Annotated in this window: 14 protein-coding genes; 13 read left to right on the top strand and 1 reads right to left on the bottom strand. The window is 70.0% G+C overall.

Annotated features, from left to right (window positions below; all coding sequences use genetic code 11):
* Window positions 1-26 precede the first annotated feature (26 nt).
* The 9 genes from OG257_RS11765 (at window position 27) to OG257_RS11725 (ending at window position 13,703) form a co-directional block, all read left to right on the top strand.
* The gene (locus OG257_RS11765; RefSeq protein WP_329207084.1) at window positions 27-1,706 is read left to right on the top strand and encodes an ABC transporter substrate-binding protein; all 1,680 of its coding nucleotides are present in this window, start codon (window positions 27-29) and stop codon (window positions 1,704-1,706) included.
* Between the two features lie 19 nt (window positions 1,707-1,725).
* Window positions 1,726-2,781, top strand: a complete 1,056-nt coding sequence (locus OG257_RS11760; protein WP_329207082.1) for an ABC transporter ATP-binding protein — start codon at window positions 1,726-1,728, stop codon at window positions 2,779-2,781.
* On the top strand, window positions 2,778-3,758 hold the full coding sequence (locus tag OG257_RS11755; RefSeq protein ID WP_329207080.1) for an ABC transporter permease: 981 nt from the start codon (window positions 2,778-2,780) through the stop codon (window positions 3,756-3,758). Before OG257_RS11760 ends, OG257_RS11755 begins: the two co-directional genes overlap by 4 nt.
* A 2-nt stretch (window positions 3,759-3,760) precedes the next feature.
* Window positions 3,761-4,774: an ABC transporter permease gene (locus tag OG257_RS11750; RefSeq protein ID WP_329207078.1), complete on the top strand. Its 1,014-nt coding sequence runs from the start codon at window positions 3,761-3,763 to the stop codon at window positions 4,772-4,774.
* Entirely contained in the window at window positions 4,771-5,766 is a 996-nt protein-coding gene (locus OG257_RS11745) for an ABC transporter ATP-binding protein (RefSeq protein ID WP_329207076.1), read from the top strand. Before OG257_RS11750 ends, OG257_RS11745 begins: the two co-directional genes overlap by 4 nt.
* A 47-nt stretch (window positions 5,767-5,813) precedes the next feature.
* Window positions 5,814-7,223: a GH1 family beta-glucosidase gene (locus OG257_RS11740; RefSeq protein WP_329207074.1), complete on the top strand. Its 1,410-nt coding sequence runs from the start codon at window positions 5,814-5,816 to the stop codon at window positions 7,221-7,223.
* 21 nt (window positions 7,224-7,244) lie between these two features.
* The gene (locus tag OG257_RS11735; protein WP_329207072.1) at window positions 7,245-9,122 is read left to right on the top strand and encodes a discoidin domain-containing protein; all 1,878 of its coding nucleotides are present in this window, start codon (window positions 7,245-7,247) and stop codon (window positions 9,120-9,122) included.
* Between the two features lie 38 nt (window positions 9,123-9,160).
* A complete protein-coding gene (locus OG257_RS11730) occupies window positions 9,161-12,247 on the top strand; it encodes a glycoside hydrolase family 3 N-terminal domain-containing protein (RefSeq protein ID WP_329207070.1) in 3,087 nt (1,028 codons plus the stop codon).
* A gap of 61 nt (window positions 12,248-12,308) precedes the next feature.
* On the top strand, window positions 12,309-13,703 hold the full coding sequence (locus OG257_RS11725; protein WP_329207068.1) for a hypothetical protein: 1,395 nt from the start codon (window positions 12,309-12,311) through the stop codon (window positions 13,701-13,703).
* 36 nt (window positions 13,704-13,739) lie between these two features.
* Here the strand turns inward: OG257_RS11725 and OG257_RS11720 are convergent, their stop codons facing one another.
* The gene (locus tag OG257_RS11720) at window positions 13,740-14,309 is read right to left on the bottom strand and encodes an MSMEG_1061 family FMN-dependent PPOX-type flavoprotein (RefSeq protein WP_329207066.1); all 570 of its coding nucleotides are present in this window, start codon (window positions 14,307-14,309) and stop codon (window positions 13,740-13,742) included.
* Between the two features lie 160 nt (window positions 14,310-14,469).
* Here OG257_RS11720 and ppk2 point away from each other — a divergent pair, with 160 nt between their 5' ends.
* The 4 genes from ppk2 (at window position 14,470) to OG257_RS11700 (ending at window position 17,863) form a co-directional block, all read left to right on the top strand.
* Window positions 14,470-15,420 carry a polyphosphate kinase 2 gene (gene ppk2, locus OG257_RS11715; protein WP_329207064.1) on the top strand — a complete coding sequence of 317 codons (951 nt, stop codon included), beginning with the start codon at window positions 14,470-14,472 and terminating at the stop codon, window positions 15,418-15,420.
* Window positions 15,421-15,555: 135 nt separating this feature from the next.
* Complete coding sequence (locus tag OG257_RS11710) at window positions 15,556-15,945, top strand: GntR family transcriptional regulator (RefSeq protein WP_329207062.1); 390 nt, start codon at window positions 15,556-15,558, stop codon at window positions 15,943-15,945.
* Window positions 15,942-16,835, top strand: coding sequence for an ABC transporter ATP-binding protein (locus OG257_RS11705; RefSeq protein WP_329207061.1), 894 nt, complete (start codon window positions 15,942-15,944; stop codon window positions 16,833-16,835). The genes OG257_RS11710 and OG257_RS11705 overlap by 4 nt, the downstream gene beginning before the upstream one ends.
* Complete coding sequence (locus OG257_RS11700; RefSeq protein WP_329207059.1) at window positions 16,832-17,863, top strand: ABC transporter permease subunit; 1,032 nt, start codon at window positions 16,832-16,834, stop codon at window positions 17,861-17,863. The genes OG257_RS11705 and OG257_RS11700 overlap by 4 nt, the downstream gene beginning before the upstream one ends.
* The last annotated feature ends 120 nt before the right edge of the window (window positions 17,864-17,983 follow it).

Here is a 17,983-nt window from a genome sequence, read left to right as displayed (position 1 = left end):
GACCCGCAGTCCTTCCTGGAGTCGCCATGTCCGCACGCCGTCACACCACGCTCAGAGCGGTCGCCGTCGCCACCGCCGTGGTCGCACTCGCCACCGGTTGCTCGTCCGCCAACTCGGGCGCCAACAAAGGGGGCGGCGCCGGTGCCTCCGGCGTACTGACCATCGGCAAGCCGGACGGGCCGCAGACGAACAACAGCAACCCGTTCCTGTCGACGTCGGCGGGCGCCGTGCTCGGCTACCGCTACATGATCTACGAGCCGCTGACGATGACGAACCAGATCCGCCCCACCGACAAGGCCGACCCCTGGCTGGCGACGGACTGGACGTGGGAGTCCAACTTCACCAAGGTCACCTTCACCCTCGACGACAAGGCCAAGTGGGCCGACGGCAAGCCGCTGACCTCCGCGGACGTCGCGTACACCTTCGAGCTGCTGAAGAAGCACCCGGCGCTGAACGGCAACGGCATCCCCTTCGACGGGGTGGCCGTCGAGGGCAAGAAGGTCGTCCTGACCTTCAAGGAATCCCAGTTCGTCAACCAGAACAAGATCATCCAGACGTTCATCGTGCCCAAGCACATCTGGGAGAAGGTCGAGAACCCGGAGACCTGGCCCAACCGCACCCCGGTCGGCTCGGGCCCGTACAAGCTCAAGACGTTCACCCCGCAGACCACCACCCTGACCGCCACGCCCACCTACTGGAAGGGCAAGACGAAGGTCAAGGAGCTGCGCTACACCGCGTACAACGACAACAGCGCGGCGACCACGGCGCTCGCGGGCGGCAAGGTCGAGTGGTCGTTCGTCTTCATGCCGAACTACAAGCAGCTGTACGTGGCCAAGGACCCCAAGAACCACAAGCTGTGGTTCCCCTCCGGGCTCGGCATCCACGGCCTGTGGTTCAACACCGCCCGCAAGCCGTTCGACAACCCGGCGCTCCGCAAGGCGATGGCCATGGTCGTCGACCGCAGGGCGATCCACGTCCAGGCCCAGGCGACGCTCTACCCGGAGATCACCAACCCGACCGGCATCCCGCTGCCCGCGGGTGAGTCGTTCCTCGCGCCCGAGTACAAGGACGCCACCACCAAGCCCGATGTCGCCGGGGCCAAGAAGATCCTCGACGAGGCGGGATTCAAGCTCAGCGGCGGAGTCCTGAAGGACCCGAGCGGCAAGCCCGTGAAGCTGACCTTCACCGACCCGGCCGGCTGGAACGACTACATCACCGGGCTGTCGATCATCAAGGACAGCATCAAGGAACTCGGCATCGAGGCCAAGGTCAAGACGCAGACCGCCGAGGCCTGGGGCAACGACGTCGCCACCGGGAACTTCGACGCCACCCTGCACTGGACCAACAGCGGCGCCACCCCGTACGACCTGTACCAGAACATCATGGACGGCGCGATCCTCCAGCCCATCGGCAAGAGCTCCCAGCTCGGCAACTTCGGCCGCTTCAAGAGCCCCGAGGCCACCGCCGCGCTCAAGGAGTACGCCAACGCCACGGACGACGCCACCCGCACCAAGGCCCTGAACGTCATTCAGAAGATCATGGTCGAGGAGGCGCCGGTCATCCCGACGGCCGCGGCCCCCATCGGTGCCGAGTACTCCACCAAGAACTGGGTGGGCTGGCCCACCGAAGCCTCTCCCTACGCGCCGCCGCAGCACACCCAGCCGACCGCGCTGGAGATCGTGCTGAACCTGACGCCCGCCAAGTAAGTACGGGGAAGAACCGGCCATGAGCACCGAACAGTCCCACGACGTGCACACCGAGACCGATGTGGTCCTCGAAGCACGCGGAGTCACCAAGCACTTCCCCGTGCGGCGTACGGGCGGCGACATCCTCGCCCGCAGACGCCGCACCGTCCACGCCGTCGACGACGTCTCGCTGAAGCTCCGGCGCGGCACCGTGACGGCCCTGGTGGGGGAGTCCGGCTCCGGGAAGTCCACCGTCGCACGGCTGCTCGCTCAGCTGTATCCGCTCACCGAGGGCGAGATACACATGGGCGGCAAGGCCGTGAAAGCGGGACGTGGCCGGTCCTTCCGCAGTTACGTCAAACAGGTCCAGCTGATATTCCAGGACCCGTTCGCCTCCCTGAACCCCGTGCACACCGTGCGCTACCACCTCACCCGGGCGCTGAAGATCCACGGCCGGGCGGGGAACGGGGAGGTGGACCTGGAGAAGAACCTGGCCGCCCTGCTGGAGAGGGTCCAGCTGACCCCTCCGCAGCAGTTCCTGGAGAAGTTCCCGCACGAGCTGTCGGGAGGGCAGCGCCAGCGCGTCGCGATCGCGCGCGCGCTCGGCGCCGACCCTCAGGTCCTGCTGGCCGACGAGCCGGTGTCGATGCTCGACGTGTCGATCCGGCTGGGCGTCCTCAACCTGCTGCGCGACCTCAAGGAGCGCATGCACCTCGCGATCCTCTACATCACCCACGACATCGCCTCCGCCCGCTACTTCGCGGACACGACGCTGGTGATGTACGCGGGCCGGATCGTCGAGGGCGGCGACAGCGAGACCGTGACCCAGCGCCCCGCGCACCCCTACACGCAGCTGCTGATCGCCTCGGCGCCGGACCCCGACCGGGTGGCCGACGAGCAGGCGCAGGAAGAGACCGGAAGCGGCGAGCCGCCCTCGTTGATCGCCCCGCCGGACGGCTGCCGCTTCCACCCCCGCTGCCCCAAGGCCATGGAACGCTGCCGCACCGAGCTGCCGCCGCGCTTCGACCTGGCGGACGGCCAGTGGGCCGCCTGCTGGCTGTACGACGGAACGACCGCACAGGGGGCCGGCAAGTGAAGTACATGCTGCAGAGGCTCGCCTTCTACGCCGTCACCGCGTGGGCCGCCATCACCATCAACTTCCTGATCCCGCGCCTGATGCCGGGTGACCCCGTCGAAGCGCTGATCAGCCGCTACCAGGGCCAGCTCGACACGAGTGCCATCGCCTCCCTGAAGGCACTGTTCGGCCTCGACGACAACCAGTCCATCTGGGAGCAGTACACCGACTACTGGTCGCACCTCCTGGACGGCGACCTCGGCCTGTCGTTCACCTTCTTCCCGACGCCGGTCGGCGAGGTGATCTCCCAGTCACTGCCGTGGACGCTCGCGCTCGTCGGCGTCACCACGATGATCAGCTTCCTCCTCGGCACCGGGATCGGCGTCTACAGCGGCTGGCGGCGCGGCTCCTGGCTCGACGGTCTGCTGCCCGTCACCACCTTCATCTCCGCCATCCCGTACTTCTGGCTCGGCCTCATCGCCATCGCCCTGTTCGCCGTGAAGTGGCCGCTCTTCCCGGCCGCCGGAGGGTACGACAGTTCCCTTGTCCCGGCCTTCGACTGGCCGTTCATCTCCAGCGCGCTCTACCACGCGGTGCTGCCCGGCGTGACGATCGTGCTGAGCGCCATCGCCGGCTGGATCCTCGGCATGCGCAACATGATGGTCACCGTCTCCTCCGAGGACTACGTCATGGTGGCGCAGGCCAAGGGGCTCTCCGAGCGGCGCGTGATGTTCGGCTACGCCGCCCGCAACGCGATCCTGCCCAACATCTCGGGCTTCGCCCTCTCCCTGGGCTTCATCGTCGGCGGCACGCTGCTGGTCGAGATGGTCTTCTCCTATCCCGGAATCGGCTACCAGCTCTTCCTGGCCGTCGGGGCCAAGGACTACCCGCTGATGCAGGGCGTCTTCCTGATCATCACGCTCTCGGTGCTCGCCGCGAACCTGCTGGCCGACATGATCTACGCCCTCCTCGACCCGCGCACCCGTAAGGAGGCCTGACGATGGCCGTCACCGCCACCGACACCGCCGTGCTCGAAGGGGTGCCCGCCCCGGCCGCACCCACCAGCAGGGCCAGGTTCCGCTTCCTGCGCGGCGGGAAGGCCCGCACCGGGCTGCTGATCCTCGGCTTCTTCGTGATCCTCGCCGTCGCGGGGCCCTGGCTCGCCCCGTACGACCCCGACATGATGAGCGACGAACTCCTGCAGGCGCCGTCCGCCGCCCACTGGTTCGGCACCACCCAGACCGGGCAGGACGTCCTCTCGCAGATCCTCGTCGGCACCCGGGGCGTCCTCGTCGTCGGCTTCATCGCCGGCATCCTCGCGACCGCCCTGTCCGTACTGATCGGGGTCAGCGCCGGATTCCTCGGCGGGGCCGCCGACGAGATCCTCTCGATGCTCTCCAACATCTTCCTGGTCATCCCCGGACTGCCGCTGATCATCATCATCGCGAGCTTCGTCCCCGACACCGGGGACCTGCTCATCGCCTCCGTGATCGCCCTCACCTCGTGGGCCTGGGGCTCGCGGATCCTGCGGGCGCAGACCCTGTCGCTCAGACGGCGCGACTACGTGGAGGCGGCCCGCGCCACGGGCGAGTCGACCTGGCGGATCATCCTCTTCGAGATCATGCCCAACCTGACCGCCGTCATCGCGTCCGGCTTCGTCGGCACCGTCATCTTCGCCATCCTCTCGGAGATCACCCTCGCCTTCATCGGCGTCGCCGACATCTCCCACTGGAACTGGGGCACCGTGCTCTTCTGGGCCCAGTCCAACCAGGCCCTGGCCCAGGGCGCCTGGTGGTGGTTCGTCCCCGCCGGCCTGTGCATCGCCCTCCTGGGCACCGCCCTCGCCCTGATCAACTTCGGCATCGACGAGTTCGTCAACCCGCGGCTGCGTACGGCGACCGGCGCCTCGCGGAAGGTCAAGATGCGGGTCGGATTCACCCCGGTGGCCCGTACGGACCGCACCGGCACCCACGCCGCCCGCACCGGCACGCGCACCAAGGAGCAGAGCGAATGACCGGCGAGCCGATCCTCACCATCAGCGGACTGAACGTCGACTACGGCACCGGATCGAGCGGCGTGCAGGCGCTGCGCGACATCGACCTCACCCTGCACCGCGGCGAGGTCCTCGGCCTGGCGGGCGAGTCGGGATCCGGGAAGTCCACCCTCGCCTACGCGGTCACCCGGCTGCTCTCCCCGCCCGGGGTGATCACCGGCGGCGACGTCCACTACCACCGGCCGGGCGCCGAGCCCGTCGACATCCTCTCCCTGTCCCCGGACGAGCTGCGCGCCTTCCGCTGGCAGGAACTGTCGATCGTGTTCCAGGGGGCGATGAACTCCCTCAACCCCGTGCACACCGTCCACAGCCAGCTCACCGACGTCCTCAAGGCGCACCGGCCGGATATGCGGTCCCGTGAACGGACCGCGCGGGCCGAGGAGTTGCTGACCCTGGTCGGCATCTCCACCGACCGGCTCGCCGCCTACCCGCACCAGCTCTCCGGCGGGATGCGCCAGCGCGTGATGATCGCGATGGCGCTCGCCCTGGAACCCGAGATCGTCATCATGGACGAGCCGACCACCGCGCTCGACGTCGTGATGCAGCGCCAGATCCTGCGCAGGCTGGTCCAGCTGAGGGAACAGCTCTCCTTCTCCGTCGTGTTCATCACCCACGACATCTCCCTGCTGATCGAGTTCTCGGACCGGATCGCGATCATGTACGGGGGCCGGATCGTGGAACAGGCCGGCGCGGCCGAGATCTACCGCGACCCCCGCCACCCCTACAGCGACGGGCTGCTGCACTCCTTCCCCGCGCTGCACGGCCCCCGGCGCGAGCTCACCGGCATCCCCGGCGCTCCCCCGCACCTCAGCGCGATGCCCACCGGCTGCGCCTTCCACCCCCGCTGCGGCAAGGCCTTCGAGCCGTGCGCCCAGCAGGTCCCGGTCCTGGCCGCGCCGGACGCCGCCCAGGACCGTGAGGTCGCCTGCTGGCTGCACACCCAGCCGGCCTGACCCGCCCGACGCCCTACCGCACCCCCACAAAGGACTTACGGAGACCCATGAACCTCGCCACGCCCCGCAGCCTGCAGCCCGCCGCCGTCCAGGGACTCCCGGCCGACTTCCGCTGGGGCGTCGCCACCTCCTCGTACCAGATCGAAGGGGCCCCGCGGGAGGACGGCCGCACCCCGTCGATCTGGGACACCTTCTGCGATGTCCCGGGCGCCGTGCACAACGCGGAGAACGGCGACGTGGCCTGCGACCACTACCACCGGATGCCCCAGGACGTGGAGCTCATCGCGGGCCTCGGCGTCGACACGTACCGCTTCTCGCTCGCCTGGCCGCGCATCCAGCCGGGCGGCCGGGGACCCGTCAACGCCAAGGGCATGGACTTCTACAAGCGGCTGGTCGACGAGCTCCAGGACAGGAACGTCACCCCGTGGATCACCCTCTACCACTGGGACCTGCCGCAGGAGCTGGAGGACGCGGGCGGCTGGCCGGCCCGTGACACCGCGTTCCGCTTCGCCGACTACGCGATGCTCGCCTACGAGGCGCTCGGCGACCGGGTCGAGCACTGGACCACGCTGAACGAGCCGTGGTGCTCGGCGATGCTCGGCTACGCCTACGGGGCCCACGCCCCCGGCCGGAGCGACATGGGCGACGCCATGGGCGCCGTCCACCACCTCCTGCTGGGCCACGGCCTCGCGGCGCAGCGGATGCGGGAGGCCGCGGGCGACAACCCGCTCGAGCTCGGCATCACCCTCAACCTCGGCACCGCCACCCCGGAGACCGACAGCGAGGCCGACCGCGAGGCCTGCCGCCGTGCCGACGGCATGGGCACCCGCCTCTACCTCGACCCGATCGTCCGCGGCAGCTACCCGCAGGACGTCGTCGACGACCTCGCGGCCCAGGGCATCGAACTGCCCGTCCAGGACGGCGACCTGGCCACCATCGCCACCCCCCTCGACGTCCTCGGCGTCAACTTCTACCGCGGCGCCCTGTTCTCCGGAGTCACCGAGGACGGATCGCCCACCGACGCCGACGGCCTCCCCGTCACCCGTGGTGTGGAGCGCGACCTGCCCCGCACCGCGATGGACTGGGAGATCACCCCGACCGAGCTCACCGATCTGCTCCTGCGGCTCCAGCGCGACTACGCGCTGCCGACCGTCATCACGGAGAACGGGGCGGCCTTCGACGACACCGTCGCCGCCGACGGCTCCGTCCCCGACGCGGACCGCACCGCCTATCTCGCCGACCACATCGCAGCCGTGTCCGAAGCCCGTTCCCAGGGCGCCGACGTCCGGGGCTACTTCGCCTGGTCGCTGATGGACAACTTCGAGTGGGCCTACGGCTACGACAAGCGGTTCGGCATCGTCCGGGTCGACTACGACACGCAGGAGCGGACGCTCAAGGACAGCGCCAAGTGGTACCGCGACACGGTCCACCTCACCCGGAACGCTCGTCACGACTGACCCGCATTGGAGCACCCCCACATGCCCTCCCGTACGACGTTATTCGCCACCACCACCGCCGCCCTGGTCGCACTCGCCACCCCCATGGCCTTCGCCGCACCCACCCCCGACCCCGCGGTCCGGGCCGCCGCCGCTGCCTGGGACACGGACCGAGCCGCGTCCGCCTACACCGCGGACCCCGGCTCGGTCACCGCGTCCGGCAGTGAGAACGGCGCATCGGGACCCGGGGCCGCCGCCGACGGAAACGCCGCCACCCGCTGGTCCAGCAACTTCGCCGACGACGCCTGGATACGTATCGACCTCGGCTCCACCATCCGCATCAACCAGGTCAAGCTGGAGTGGGAGGCCGCGTACGGCAAGCGGTACGTCCTGGAGGTCTCCAAGGACGGCACCGACTGGACGAGTTTCTACACGGAGACCGAAGGCACCGGCGGCACCGTCACCGCCCACACGTACCCGCAGGAAGTCACCGGCCGCTACGTCCGGATGCGCGGAGTGGAGCGGGCCACCGCCTGGGGCTACTCCCTCTTCTCCTTCCAGGTGTACGGAGGCGAGCCGGCCCCCGCCTCGACGACCCGCGCCAACCTCGCCCTGAACCACCCCACGTTCGGCAACCTCTACCAGCACGCCGGCAACTCGCCCGCCTACGTCACCGACGGGGGCTGGCCCGCCGACCTGAAGGCGGACCGGTCCCGCTGGTCCTCCGACTGGAACGCGGACCGCTGGGTCGGCGTCGACCTCGGCGCCACCTCCACCATCAGCAGCGTCGACCTGTACTGGGAGGCGGCCTACGCCGTCGACTACGAGGTCCAGGTCTCCGACGACAACAGGAACTGGCGCACCGTCCACCGCCCGTCCGCCGCCGAGGTCGCCGCCAGGCGCGCCGACGTGAAGTCCCCGGGCGACGCCGTCGGGCGCCACGACACGATCAACCTGGCCTCCCCGGCGACCGGCCGCTACGTCCGGATGCTCGGCAAGGAGCGCCGCTCCTTCTACAACCCGGCACCCTCCACCGCCCAGTTCGGCTACTCCCTCTACGAGTTCCAGGTCTGGGGCACCGGCGGCAACGCCGCTGCCGCCTACCCGGCCCTGCCCAAGGACCAGGGCGGCGCGTACACCACCCGCTTCTTCGACGACTTCACCGGCTCGGGCCTGGACCGCTCCAGGTGGCGTGTGGTGCGCACCGGTACGGAGATGGGCCCGGTCAACGGCGAGTCGCAGGCCTACGTCGACTCGACGAACAACATCCGCACCGAGAACGGCGCCCTGGTCCTGGAGTCCAAGTACTGCAAGGGCTGCACCTCCACGCCCAACGGCACCTTCGACTTCACCTCGGGCCGGGTCGACACGAACACCAAGTTCGACTTCACCTACGGCAAGGTCAGCGCCCGCATGAAGCTCCCGGTCGGCGACGGCTACTGGCCCGCCTTCTGGATGCTGGGCAGCGACGTCGACGACCCGGCGGTCTCCTGGCCGGGCTCCGGTGAGACGGACATCATGGAGAACATCGGATACGGCGACTGGACCAGCTCCGCCCTGCACGGACCCGGCTACTCCGCCGACGGCAACATCGGCAAGCAGCAGACCTTCCCGAACGGCGGGCGCGCCGACCAGTGGCACACCTACGGCGTCGAGTGGACGCCCGAGGGCATGACGTTCACCGTCGACGACCGCGTCGTCCAGCAGACCTCCCGCCAGAAGCTGGAGTCGACCCGCGGCAAGTGGGTCTTCGACCACAACCAGTACGTGATCCTCAACCTCGCCCTCGGCGGCGCCTACCCCGCCGGGTGGAACAAGGTCACCCAGCCCTACTGGGGTCTCCCGCAGTCCAGCGTCGACCGTGTCGCGCAGGGCGGCATCAAGGCGGAGATCGACTGGGTGCGGGTCGAGCAGAAGTAGCCGACACCGGAGAACGACCGAACAAGAGACGAGCCGCAATGCCACGCACACCGCACACCCGCCCACTCAACCGAGCGAGACCGGCGACCGCCGCGCTCGCCGCCGTCACGGTCCTCGCCGGACTGCTCGCCGGGGCCGTCCCCAGCGCGGCAGCCGCGGGGGACGAGCCCGCACCGGTACTCGTCGACCGCTTCGAGGGCGAGGTCCCGCTCGGCAACCCGCCCGCCGACTCCCTCTTCACCTGGGGCGGCGACGCCGACGACCACCCCGCTCTGGAGTTCAAGGAGCGCGCCGACGCCCCCGAGGGTGCCAAGGTCCTCCAGGGCACCTACGACATCAGCGCCTGGGGCGGACTCAGCCACGAGTTCGCCGTCGACCAGCCCCCGGAGAACTGGACCGCCCACAAGGGCATCCGCTTCTGGTGGTACGGGCAGAACACCGCGCCCCTGCCGCCCGGTTCGGGCAAGCGCATCCACTTCGAGATCAAGGACGGCGGCGCCAACGGCGGCGCGTCCGAGCTGTGGACCACCTCGTTCACCGACGACTGGGAGGGCTGGCACCAGGTCGAGATCCCGTTCGCGGACTTCGTCTACCGGGCCGACTACCAGCCCGTCGGCGGCATCGACCAGGTCCTCGGCCTCGACGAGATGTGGGGTTACGCCCTCACGCTCCCGCCCGGCGCCCCCGGCGCGTTCGCCATGGACGCCGTCGAGCTGTACGGGAAGGCCGACCCCGCGCTGAAGTCGGGCGTCGTCATCGACTCGGCCGTGCACCCGGTCAAGGAGGGCGGCACGGCGGACATCAGGATCTCCGTCGCCACCACCGGCTCCGTCCCCGTCGAGGAGCCCGTCACCGTCGCGTACACGACCCAGGGCGGCAGCGCCGAGTCCGGCAAGGACTACACCCCGGTCACCGGCACCCACACCTTCCCCGCGGGTACCGCCTCCGGCACCACGCACACGGTCTCGGTGACCACGCGGAAGGACGGCGGCGCGGAGTCGGCCGAGACGGTCCCGCTCGAACTCACCGTCACCGGGGCCAAGCCGCCCAAGGAGAACCCGCAGGTCGTCATCGACGCCCACGGACTGCCGTACCAGAACGCGAAGCTTCCGGTGAAGAAGCGCGTCGAGGACCTGCTGTCGAGGATGTCGCCGGCCGAGAAGGCCGGCCAGATGACCCAGGCCGAGCGCAACGCGCTCAGGTCCCCCGGCGACATCGCCGCGTACGACCTCGGCTCGCTGCTCTCCGGCGGCGGCTCCGTACCCACCCCGAACACGGCCGCGGCCTGGGCGAAGATGGTCGACGCCTACCAGCTGCGCGCCCAGGCGACCCGCTTCCAGATACCGCTGATCTACGGCGTGGACGCGGTGCACGGCCACAACAACGTGATCGGCTCGACGATCATGCCGCACAACATCGGCATCGGCGCGGGCCGCGACCCGAAGCTCGCCGGGAAGACCGGTGCGGTCACCGCGAGCGAGGTGCGCGCGACCGGCATCCCGTGGGACTTCGCCCCCTGCGTGTGCGTGACCCGCGACGAGCGCTGGGGACGCTCCTACGAGGCGTACGGCGAGGACCCGGCCCTGGTGGAAGCCATGGAGACGGTGATCACCGGCATGCAGGGCCACGCCTCCGGCAAGGACCTGGCCCGGAGCGACAAGGTGCTGGCCAGCGCCAAGCACTTCGTCGGTGACGGCGGTACGGAGTTCGGTTCGTCCACCACCGGCTCGTACCCCATCGACCAGGGCATCACGAAGGTCACCCGCGAGGAGCTCGAAGCGGTCCACCTCTCGCCGTTCGCCGAGTCCGTGAAGCGGGGAGTCGGCACGGTCATGCCGTCGTACTCCTCGCTGGACATCCTCGGTGACGACGAGGGTCCGGTGAAGATGCACGCCAACGCCGAGATGATCAACGGTGTGCTGAAGGACCGGATGGGCTTCGAGGGCTTCGTCATCAGCGACTGGCAGGCCATCGACCAGATCCCCGGTGACTACGCCAGTGACGTACGGACGTCCGTCAACGCCGGACTCGACATGATCATGGTCCCGACGCGCTACCAGGAATTCACCGAGACCCTTCAGGACGAGGTCACCGCCGGCCGGATCGGCCAGGCCCGGATCGACGACGCCGTGTCCCGGGTCCTGACCCAGAAGTTCCGCCTCGGCCTCTTCGAGAAGCCGTACGCGGACGCCTCCAACCTGGACAAGGTCGGCTCGGCGGACCACCGCGCGGTCGCCCGCGAGGCGGCGGCCAAGTCCCAGGTCCTCCTGAAGAACGACGGCGCGGTCCTCCCGCTCCGGCCGTCCCAGAAGGTGTACGTCGCCGGATCCAACGCCGACGACCTCGGCAACCAGGCCGGCGGCTGGACGGTCAGCTGGCAGGGCGCATCCGGAAGGACCACCACGGGTACGACGATCCTGGAGGGCATCAGGAAGAACAACGCCTCCGCCACGTACTCCAAGGACGCCTCGGCTGCCACGGACGGTTACGACGTCGGTGTCGTGGTCGTCGGCGAGACCCCGTACGCCGAAGGCATCGGTGACGTCGGCAACGGCCACGACCTGGAGCTCACGGCCGCCGATCAGGCAGCCGTCGACAAGGTCTGCGCGGCGATGAAGTGCGCGGTCCTGATCGTCTCCGGGCGCCCGCAGCTCATCGGCGACAAGCTCGGTGACATCGACGCGCTGGTGGCCTCCTGGCTGCCGGGCACCGAGGGCGACGGCGTCGCCGACGTCCTCTACGGCAAGAAGGCCTTCACCGGACAGCTCCCGGTGACCTGGCCGAAGTCCGAGTCGCAGCTGCCGATCAACGTCGGCGACGCGGCGTACGACCCGCAGTTCCCCTACGGATGGGGACTGACCACCCTGAAGAAGGTCCCCGGAGGCGGCGAGCTCACCCTCACCGCCCTCGCCGCGGCCGCGCAACTCGCGGAGAAGGCGCACCTCGGGAAGACCCCGGCGGGCAGGGCGATCGTGGACCAGGCCAGGCTGCTGGTCCAGCAGAAGGCCGGCGGGAAGCCGACAGCGGCGGTGTCCAAGCCGTTCGCCGAGGCCGACCACCTGCTGCTCACCGGTGACCTGACCGGAGCGGTGGCGAAGCTGCGCACGGCGTACCGCGCCGCGTAACAACACGGAGGAAGCCCGAGTGGGCGGCGCATTTGTCGCCCACTTGGGTTACTTTCGGAGTATGCGGAAGAGGCTGTTCGCCCCCCTTTGGGCCTTCCTGCTGCTGATACTCACGGCGGCCGTGCTGGCGCTGTCCCCCGCTGCACCGGCCGTGTCCGCCGCCCCCGCCACCGTCGACGAGGCCGGGCAGGCCCTGCGCGAGGACCCGGTGTACGTGGACCCGGCAGCCACCGGCCTGCTCTCCGCCTCGCAGGAGAAGGCCCTGGAGGACAAGATCCTCGACGCCGACAAGCCGGTCTTCGTGGCCGTGCTCCCGGCGACGTCCGAATACCCCGAGCAGAACCTCCTCCAGAACCTCCGCACCGACACCGGGATCACCGGTGTCTACGCGGTCCGGCTCGGCGACGGGTTCGACGCGGGTGCCGACCCGCAGGTCATGCCGGTCCGGGCGGTGGACAACCTCACCACGGCCGTCGAGGCGCCCGGCACGGACACGAGCGCAGCCACCCAGCTCAACGCCTTCGTCGACCGTGCCGTCGAACAGGCCAGGGGCAGCGCCCCCGCCTCGTGGTCCGGCACCGGCGGCGACGAGAACGGCGCGGCCGGTGCGGCCGGCCTGATCGCACTGGGCGCGGTGGCGGTCGCCGGCGGCGCGGGCGCGTACGCGATCGTCCGCCGCAACAGGAAGCGCAAGGAGGAAGAGGAACAGGCCTCTCTCGAAAAGCTCCGGGTCGTCGTGGACGAGGACATCACCGCGTACGGCGAAACCCTGGACCGGCTGGACTTCCACCCCGCGGAGGCGGGCGCCGACGACGCGATGCGCACGGACTACGAGCGCGCGCTCGACTCCTACGAGGACGCCAAGTCCCGTATGGGCAATGCCCGCCACCCCTCCGACGTGCGCGGGGTCACCCAGGCCCTGGAGGACGGCCGCTTCTCCCTCGCCGTCCTGGAGGCCCGCCGCAAGGGCGGCGCCCTCCCGGCCCGCCGCCCGCCCTGCTTCTTCGACCCGCGCCACGGCCCGTCGGTCGCCGACGTCCTGTGGAGCCCGTCCGGCGGCGCGGCCCGGGACGTGCCGGTCTGCGGCGCGGACGAGGTGCGGCTGCGCGAGGGCGAGGACCCGATGAGCCGCACGGTCGACGTGGGCGACGGCCGGCGCCGCCCGTACTGGGAGGCGGGCCCCGCGTACGGCCCCTGGGCGGGCGGCTACTTCGGCGGCGGCCTGCTGCCCGGCCTGCTGGTCGGGACCATGCTCGGCTCGATGCTCGCCACCCCGGCCTACGCGTCGGAGTACGGCGGCGGTGACTTCGGCGGCGGCGGGGAGTGGAGCGGCGGCGACTCCTCCGGCTCCGACTTCGACTCCTCGGGCTTCGGCGGCGGCGGCTTCGGTGACGGCGGAGGGTTCGGTGACGGCGGCGGCTTCGGCGGCGGCGACTTCGGCGGGGGCGGGTTCTGACCCAGGGCGCCGGCTCAGGGGTTCCGGCTCAGGCCCTCAATCCCGGCCCGCTCCCTCCCACGTGTCCGGGGCCCAGACCCCGGAGCGGCGCAGGGCGGCCGGGCAGTGCAGGTAGATCTCGTCGATCTCGACGACCAGAGCGAGATCCGGACGCTTGCCCTTGACCGTCATGTCGTCGAAGAACGGTGCGTCCGTGAGGATCCGGGCGCGGCCGTTGATCCGCAGAACGGTCATCGCCCCGGGTATGAGGTAGAGCAGGCCGACGTGCGGGTTGGCCAGGATGTTGTGGAAGCTGTCGCCGCGCCGGTTGCCCGGAAGGTCGGGCAGCGCGAGGGTGCGGGCGTCCAGGACCCGGGTGAAGCCCGGCTCGCCGCCGCGCGGGGAGGTGTCGCAGTTGCCGTCGGCGTCGGAGGTGGACACGGCGCAGAACGGCGCACGGGCCAGCAGGCCGAGGTCGTCGTCGGTGAGCGTGTCATGGACCTTGTCGATGACGAGGGGCCACGGAACGCCGAGGATCTCCCGCAGCTGCTCCGCCGACTGCAGGGGCACGGCTCCGGCCAGCGGGTCCCCGGTACGGGAGGGCGCGGCGGGCGCGGCGTTCGACAAGGGTTTCTCCGTACCTCGTGGGATGCGGCAGCTCATCGCCGACCTGCCGTTATTAGGGTTACCTTACTTAGCTCTCCGCGGGTGTCGGTACCGGGGGAGGGTGCGTGCTGTGTCCGCCATCCGGTGGCATCCGGTGCGAACGGGTGCCAGGCTGGGCAGGGTGGACCGCGACGAGGTGGGCAAGCAGCTGCTGGACGGGCTGACCGTAGACACCAGCAGGCCGGAACAGCCGGTCCTGCTCGACGAGGCGGGCCGGCCGATCAAGACCTGGCGGCAGAACTACCCGTACGACCGCAAGATCCGCCGCAAGGAGTACGACCGCGCCAAGCGCATCCTGCAGATCGAGCTGCTCAAGCTCCAGCGGTGGACGAAGGACACCGGCGCGCGCGTCGTCGTGGTGTGCGAGGGGCGGGACGCGGCCGGCAAGGGCGGCACCATCCAACGCTTCACCGAACGCCTCAACCCCCGTGGCGCCCGCATCGTCGCCCTGGACAAGCCCACGGACCGCGAGCGGGGGCAGTGGTACTTCCAGCGTTACGTCGCCCACCTGCCGGCGCCGGGCGAGCTCGTCTTCTTCGACCGCTCCTGGTACAACCGGGCCGGTGTCGAGCGGGTCATGGGGTTCTGCACCGAGCCGGAGTACGAGCTGTTCCTCGAACAGTGCCCGGCCTTCGAGGACATGCTCGTCGAGGACGGCATCATCGTCGTGAAGTTCTGGTTCTCCGTCTCCCGGGCCGAGCAGCGCACCCGTTTCGCCATCCGCCAGGTCGACCCGGTACGGCAGTGGAAGCTCTCGCCCACGGACATCGACTCCCTCGACCGCTGGGACGACTACACCACGGCGAAGGTCGAGATGTTCCGCGTCACCGACACCGCGCACGCGCCGTGGACCGTCGTGAAGAGCAACGACAAGCGCCGCGCGCGCATCGAGGCCATGCGCAGTCTCCTGGCCCGTATCGACTACGCGGCGAAGGACGTCGAGGCCGTCGGCCGGCCGGACCCGCTCATCGTGGGCGCCGCCGCCACTCTGCTGGAACCGGGCGAGGAGGACACCGCCCTCTCGCCCACCCGTTTCGCTCCGAACGCGGAAGGTCCGGGCGAACACCCTTAGGGCGTACGGCGTACGGATCCCGAGGGCGGCACGCACATGTGCCGCCCTTTTTCTGCGTGCTCGGCCGGTTCCGTTGACAGATCCGGGGTCGCTAGAGTCCTATAGTGCTAGGAACCTAGATGAATAGAGGAGACGGTGATCGAGTTTCACCTCGACTCCCGGTCCGGCGTCGCGCCGTACCTGCAGCTCGTCCACCAGGTGCGTCAAGCGATGCGGCTGGGCCTGCTGTTCGAGGGCGACAGGCTGCCCACGGTCAAGGACGTCGCGGCCAAGGTCGCGATCAACCCCAACACCGTGCTCAAGGCGTACCGGGAGCTCGAGTACGAGGGCCTGGTCGCCAAGAAGCCCGGCGTCGGCACGTTCGTGTCCAGCACCCTCAGCGACGCCTCGCTGTCCGAACACGAGCCGCTGCGCCAGGAGTTGCGCGGCTGGCTGGAGCGGGCGCGAGCAGCGGGGCTGAACGAGGAGAGCATCGAGGCCCTGTTCCTGAGCACCTTCCGCACCTCCACCGAAGAGGAGAAATGACCGCAATTCTGGAAGCGAGAGGCCTGGGCAAGCGGTACGGCCGCCGCCAGGCGCTGGACGACTGCACCCTGAGCGTGCCCGCCGGCCGGGTCGTCGGCCTGGTCGGCCCCAACGGGGCAGGAAAATCAACCCTGTTGCAGCTGGCCTGCGGGCTGATCACCCCGACCTCGGGCACCATCGAGGTCCTCGGCGGACGCCCCGCATCCGGGCCCGCACAGCTGGCCAAGGTCGGCTTCGTCGCCCAGGACACCCCGACGTACACCGGGCTGTCCATCGCCGATCACCTGCGCCTCGGTGCCCGGCTCAACCCCGCCTGGGACGAGAAGCTGGCCCAGGGCCGGATCCAGGACCTCGGCCTGGACCCCGCCCAGCGGGTCGGCAAGCTCTCCGGGGGCCAGCGCGCCCAGGTCGCCCTGACCCTCGCCGTGGCCAAGCGCCCCGAACTGCTCATCCTGGACGAGCCGGTCGCCGCCCTGGACCCGCTGGCCCGGCGCGAGTTCCTGCAGGGACTCATGGAGTACGTCGCCGAGCACGGCACCACCGTCATCCTCTCCTCGCACCTGGTCTCCGACCTGGAGCGGGTCTGCGACCACCTGGTCTCCCTGGTCGCCTCCCGCGTGCAGATCGCCGGCGACGTCGACGACCTCCTGGGCACGCACTTCCGGCTCACGACGGCCCGCCGCGACGCGGAGGACCTGCCGGACGGGATGCGGGTCCTGACGGCCACGCACACCGAACGGCAGAGCACCTTCATCGTCCGGGCCGCCGCCCCGGTCCACGACCCCGCCTGGGTCCTGGAACCCCTCGACCTGGAGGACCTGGTCCTCACGTACATGGCCGACGGCAGGGCCCGCCCGGCCGGCCGTTCCGCACTGGAGGCACAGCGATGATCTGGCTCACCTGGCGCCAGTACCGAGTCCAGACCCTGGTGGCCCTCGCGGCCCTCGTCGTGATCGCGGCGGCCCTCCTGGTCACCGGGATCCAGATCCGGGACACCTACGACAGCAACATCCTCGGCTGCGGCGCGGACTGCGGATCGGCCAAGAACGCGTTCATCACCGAGTACGAGTCCCTGTACTTCCTCGCCACCGGTCTCGTCATCGCCGTCCCCGGAGTCTTCGGGATCTTCTGGGGTGCGCCGCTGATCGCCCGGGAGCTGGAGACCGGCACCCACCGGCTGGTCTGGAACCAGAGCATCAGCCGCACCCACTGGCTCGCGGTCAAACTCTCGGCGGTCGGCCTGAGCGCCGTGGCGGTCTCGGGACTGCTCAGCCTCGGGGTGACCTGGTGGGCTGCCCCGCTCGACGAGGTCTACAGCGAACGCTTCACGCCCGTCCTCTTCGACGGGCGGGGCATCGTCCCGCTCGCCTACGCGGCCTTCGCCTTCACCGCCGGCGCCTGCGCCGGACTGCTGATCCGCAGAACGGTCCCCGCGATGGCGGCCACACTCGCCCTGTTCGTCGCGGTCCAGGTGCTCATGCCCTTCGCCGTCCGTCCGCACCTCATCGCGCCGGAACATGCCGTCGTATCGCTCAAGGCGATCACCATGCCCGGGGACGAGGGCGGCGCCGAGTCGTCCGCCACGCCGGAGTGGACGGCGACGAACATCCTCCTGTCCGGCGACGAGGACAACGCGAGCCTGGACGTCGGCGTGTCCAAACCGGGCGCCTGGGTGGTGTCCGGCACCGGGCCGGTGCTCGATTCGGCGGGCCGGGAGGTCCGGGGGGCCGAGGGCTGCGCGAGCCGCGACACGGACGCCATCAAGTGCTTCGCGGAGTCCGACCTCCACGTCGAGGTGTCCTACCATCCCGCCGACCGCTACTGGCCGTTCCAGTGGATCGAGACAGCGATCTTCCTCGCCCTGTCCGGGCTGCTGACCGGCTTCTGCGTCTGGTGGCTGCGCCGCCGTCTGAACTGACGGGCACATGAGAAGGCGGCCGAAGCCAACGCAACTGGCTTCGGCCGCCCTCCGAGAACCCTAGGGCCTCTCGTTGAACCCTAGGGCCTCTCGTTCGGATCATGCCGGGCTCGCGAGGTC

The sequence above is a fragment of the Streptomyces sp. NBC_00683 genome, assembly GCF_036226745.1.
Taxonomy (GTDB): domain Bacteria; phylum Actinomycetota; class Actinomycetes; order Streptomycetales; family Streptomycetaceae; genus Streptomyces.
This window is presented reverse-complemented; position numbering and strand designations above follow the sequence as displayed.

Excerpts from the sequence above, each read along its gene's own strand:
- OG257_RS11765 (WP_329207084.1), top strand. The coding sequence starts at position 27 with ATGTCCGCACGCCGTCACACCACGCTCAGAGCGGTCGCCGTCGCCACC.
- OG257_RS11760 (WP_329207082.1), top strand. The coding sequence starts at position 1,726 with ATGAGCACCGAACAGTCCCACGACGTGCACACCGAGACCGATGTGGTC.
- OG257_RS11750 (WP_329207078.1), top strand. The coding sequence starts at position 3,761 with ATGGCCGTCACCGCCACCGACACCGCCGTGCTCGAAGGGGTGCCCGCC.
- OG257_RS11745 (WP_329207076.1), top strand. The coding sequence starts at position 4,771 with ATGACCGGCGAGCCGATCCTCACCATCAGCGGACTGAACGTCGACTAC.
- OG257_RS11740 (WP_329207074.1), top strand. The coding sequence starts at position 5,814 with ATGAACCTCGCCACGCCCCGCAGCCTGCAGCCCGCCGCCGTCCAGGGA.
- OG257_RS11735 (WP_329207072.1), top strand. The coding sequence starts at position 7,245 with ATGCCCTCCCGTACGACGTTATTCGCCACCACCACCGCCGCCCTGGTC.
- OG257_RS11730 (WP_329207070.1), top strand. The coding sequence starts at position 9,161 with ATGCCACGCACACCGCACACCCGCCCACTCAACCGAGCGAGACCGGCG.
- OG257_RS11725 (WP_329207068.1), top strand. The coding sequence starts at position 12,309 with ATGCGGAAGAGGCTGTTCGCCCCCCTTTGGGCCTTCCTGCTGCTGATA.
- OG257_RS11705 (WP_329207061.1), top strand. The coding sequence starts at position 15,942 with ATGACCGCAATTCTGGAAGCGAGAGGCCTGGGCAAGCGGTACGGCCGC.
- OG257_RS11700 (WP_329207059.1), top strand. The coding sequence starts at position 16,832 with ATGATCTGGCTCACCTGGCGCCAGTACCGAGTCCAGACCCTGGTGGCC.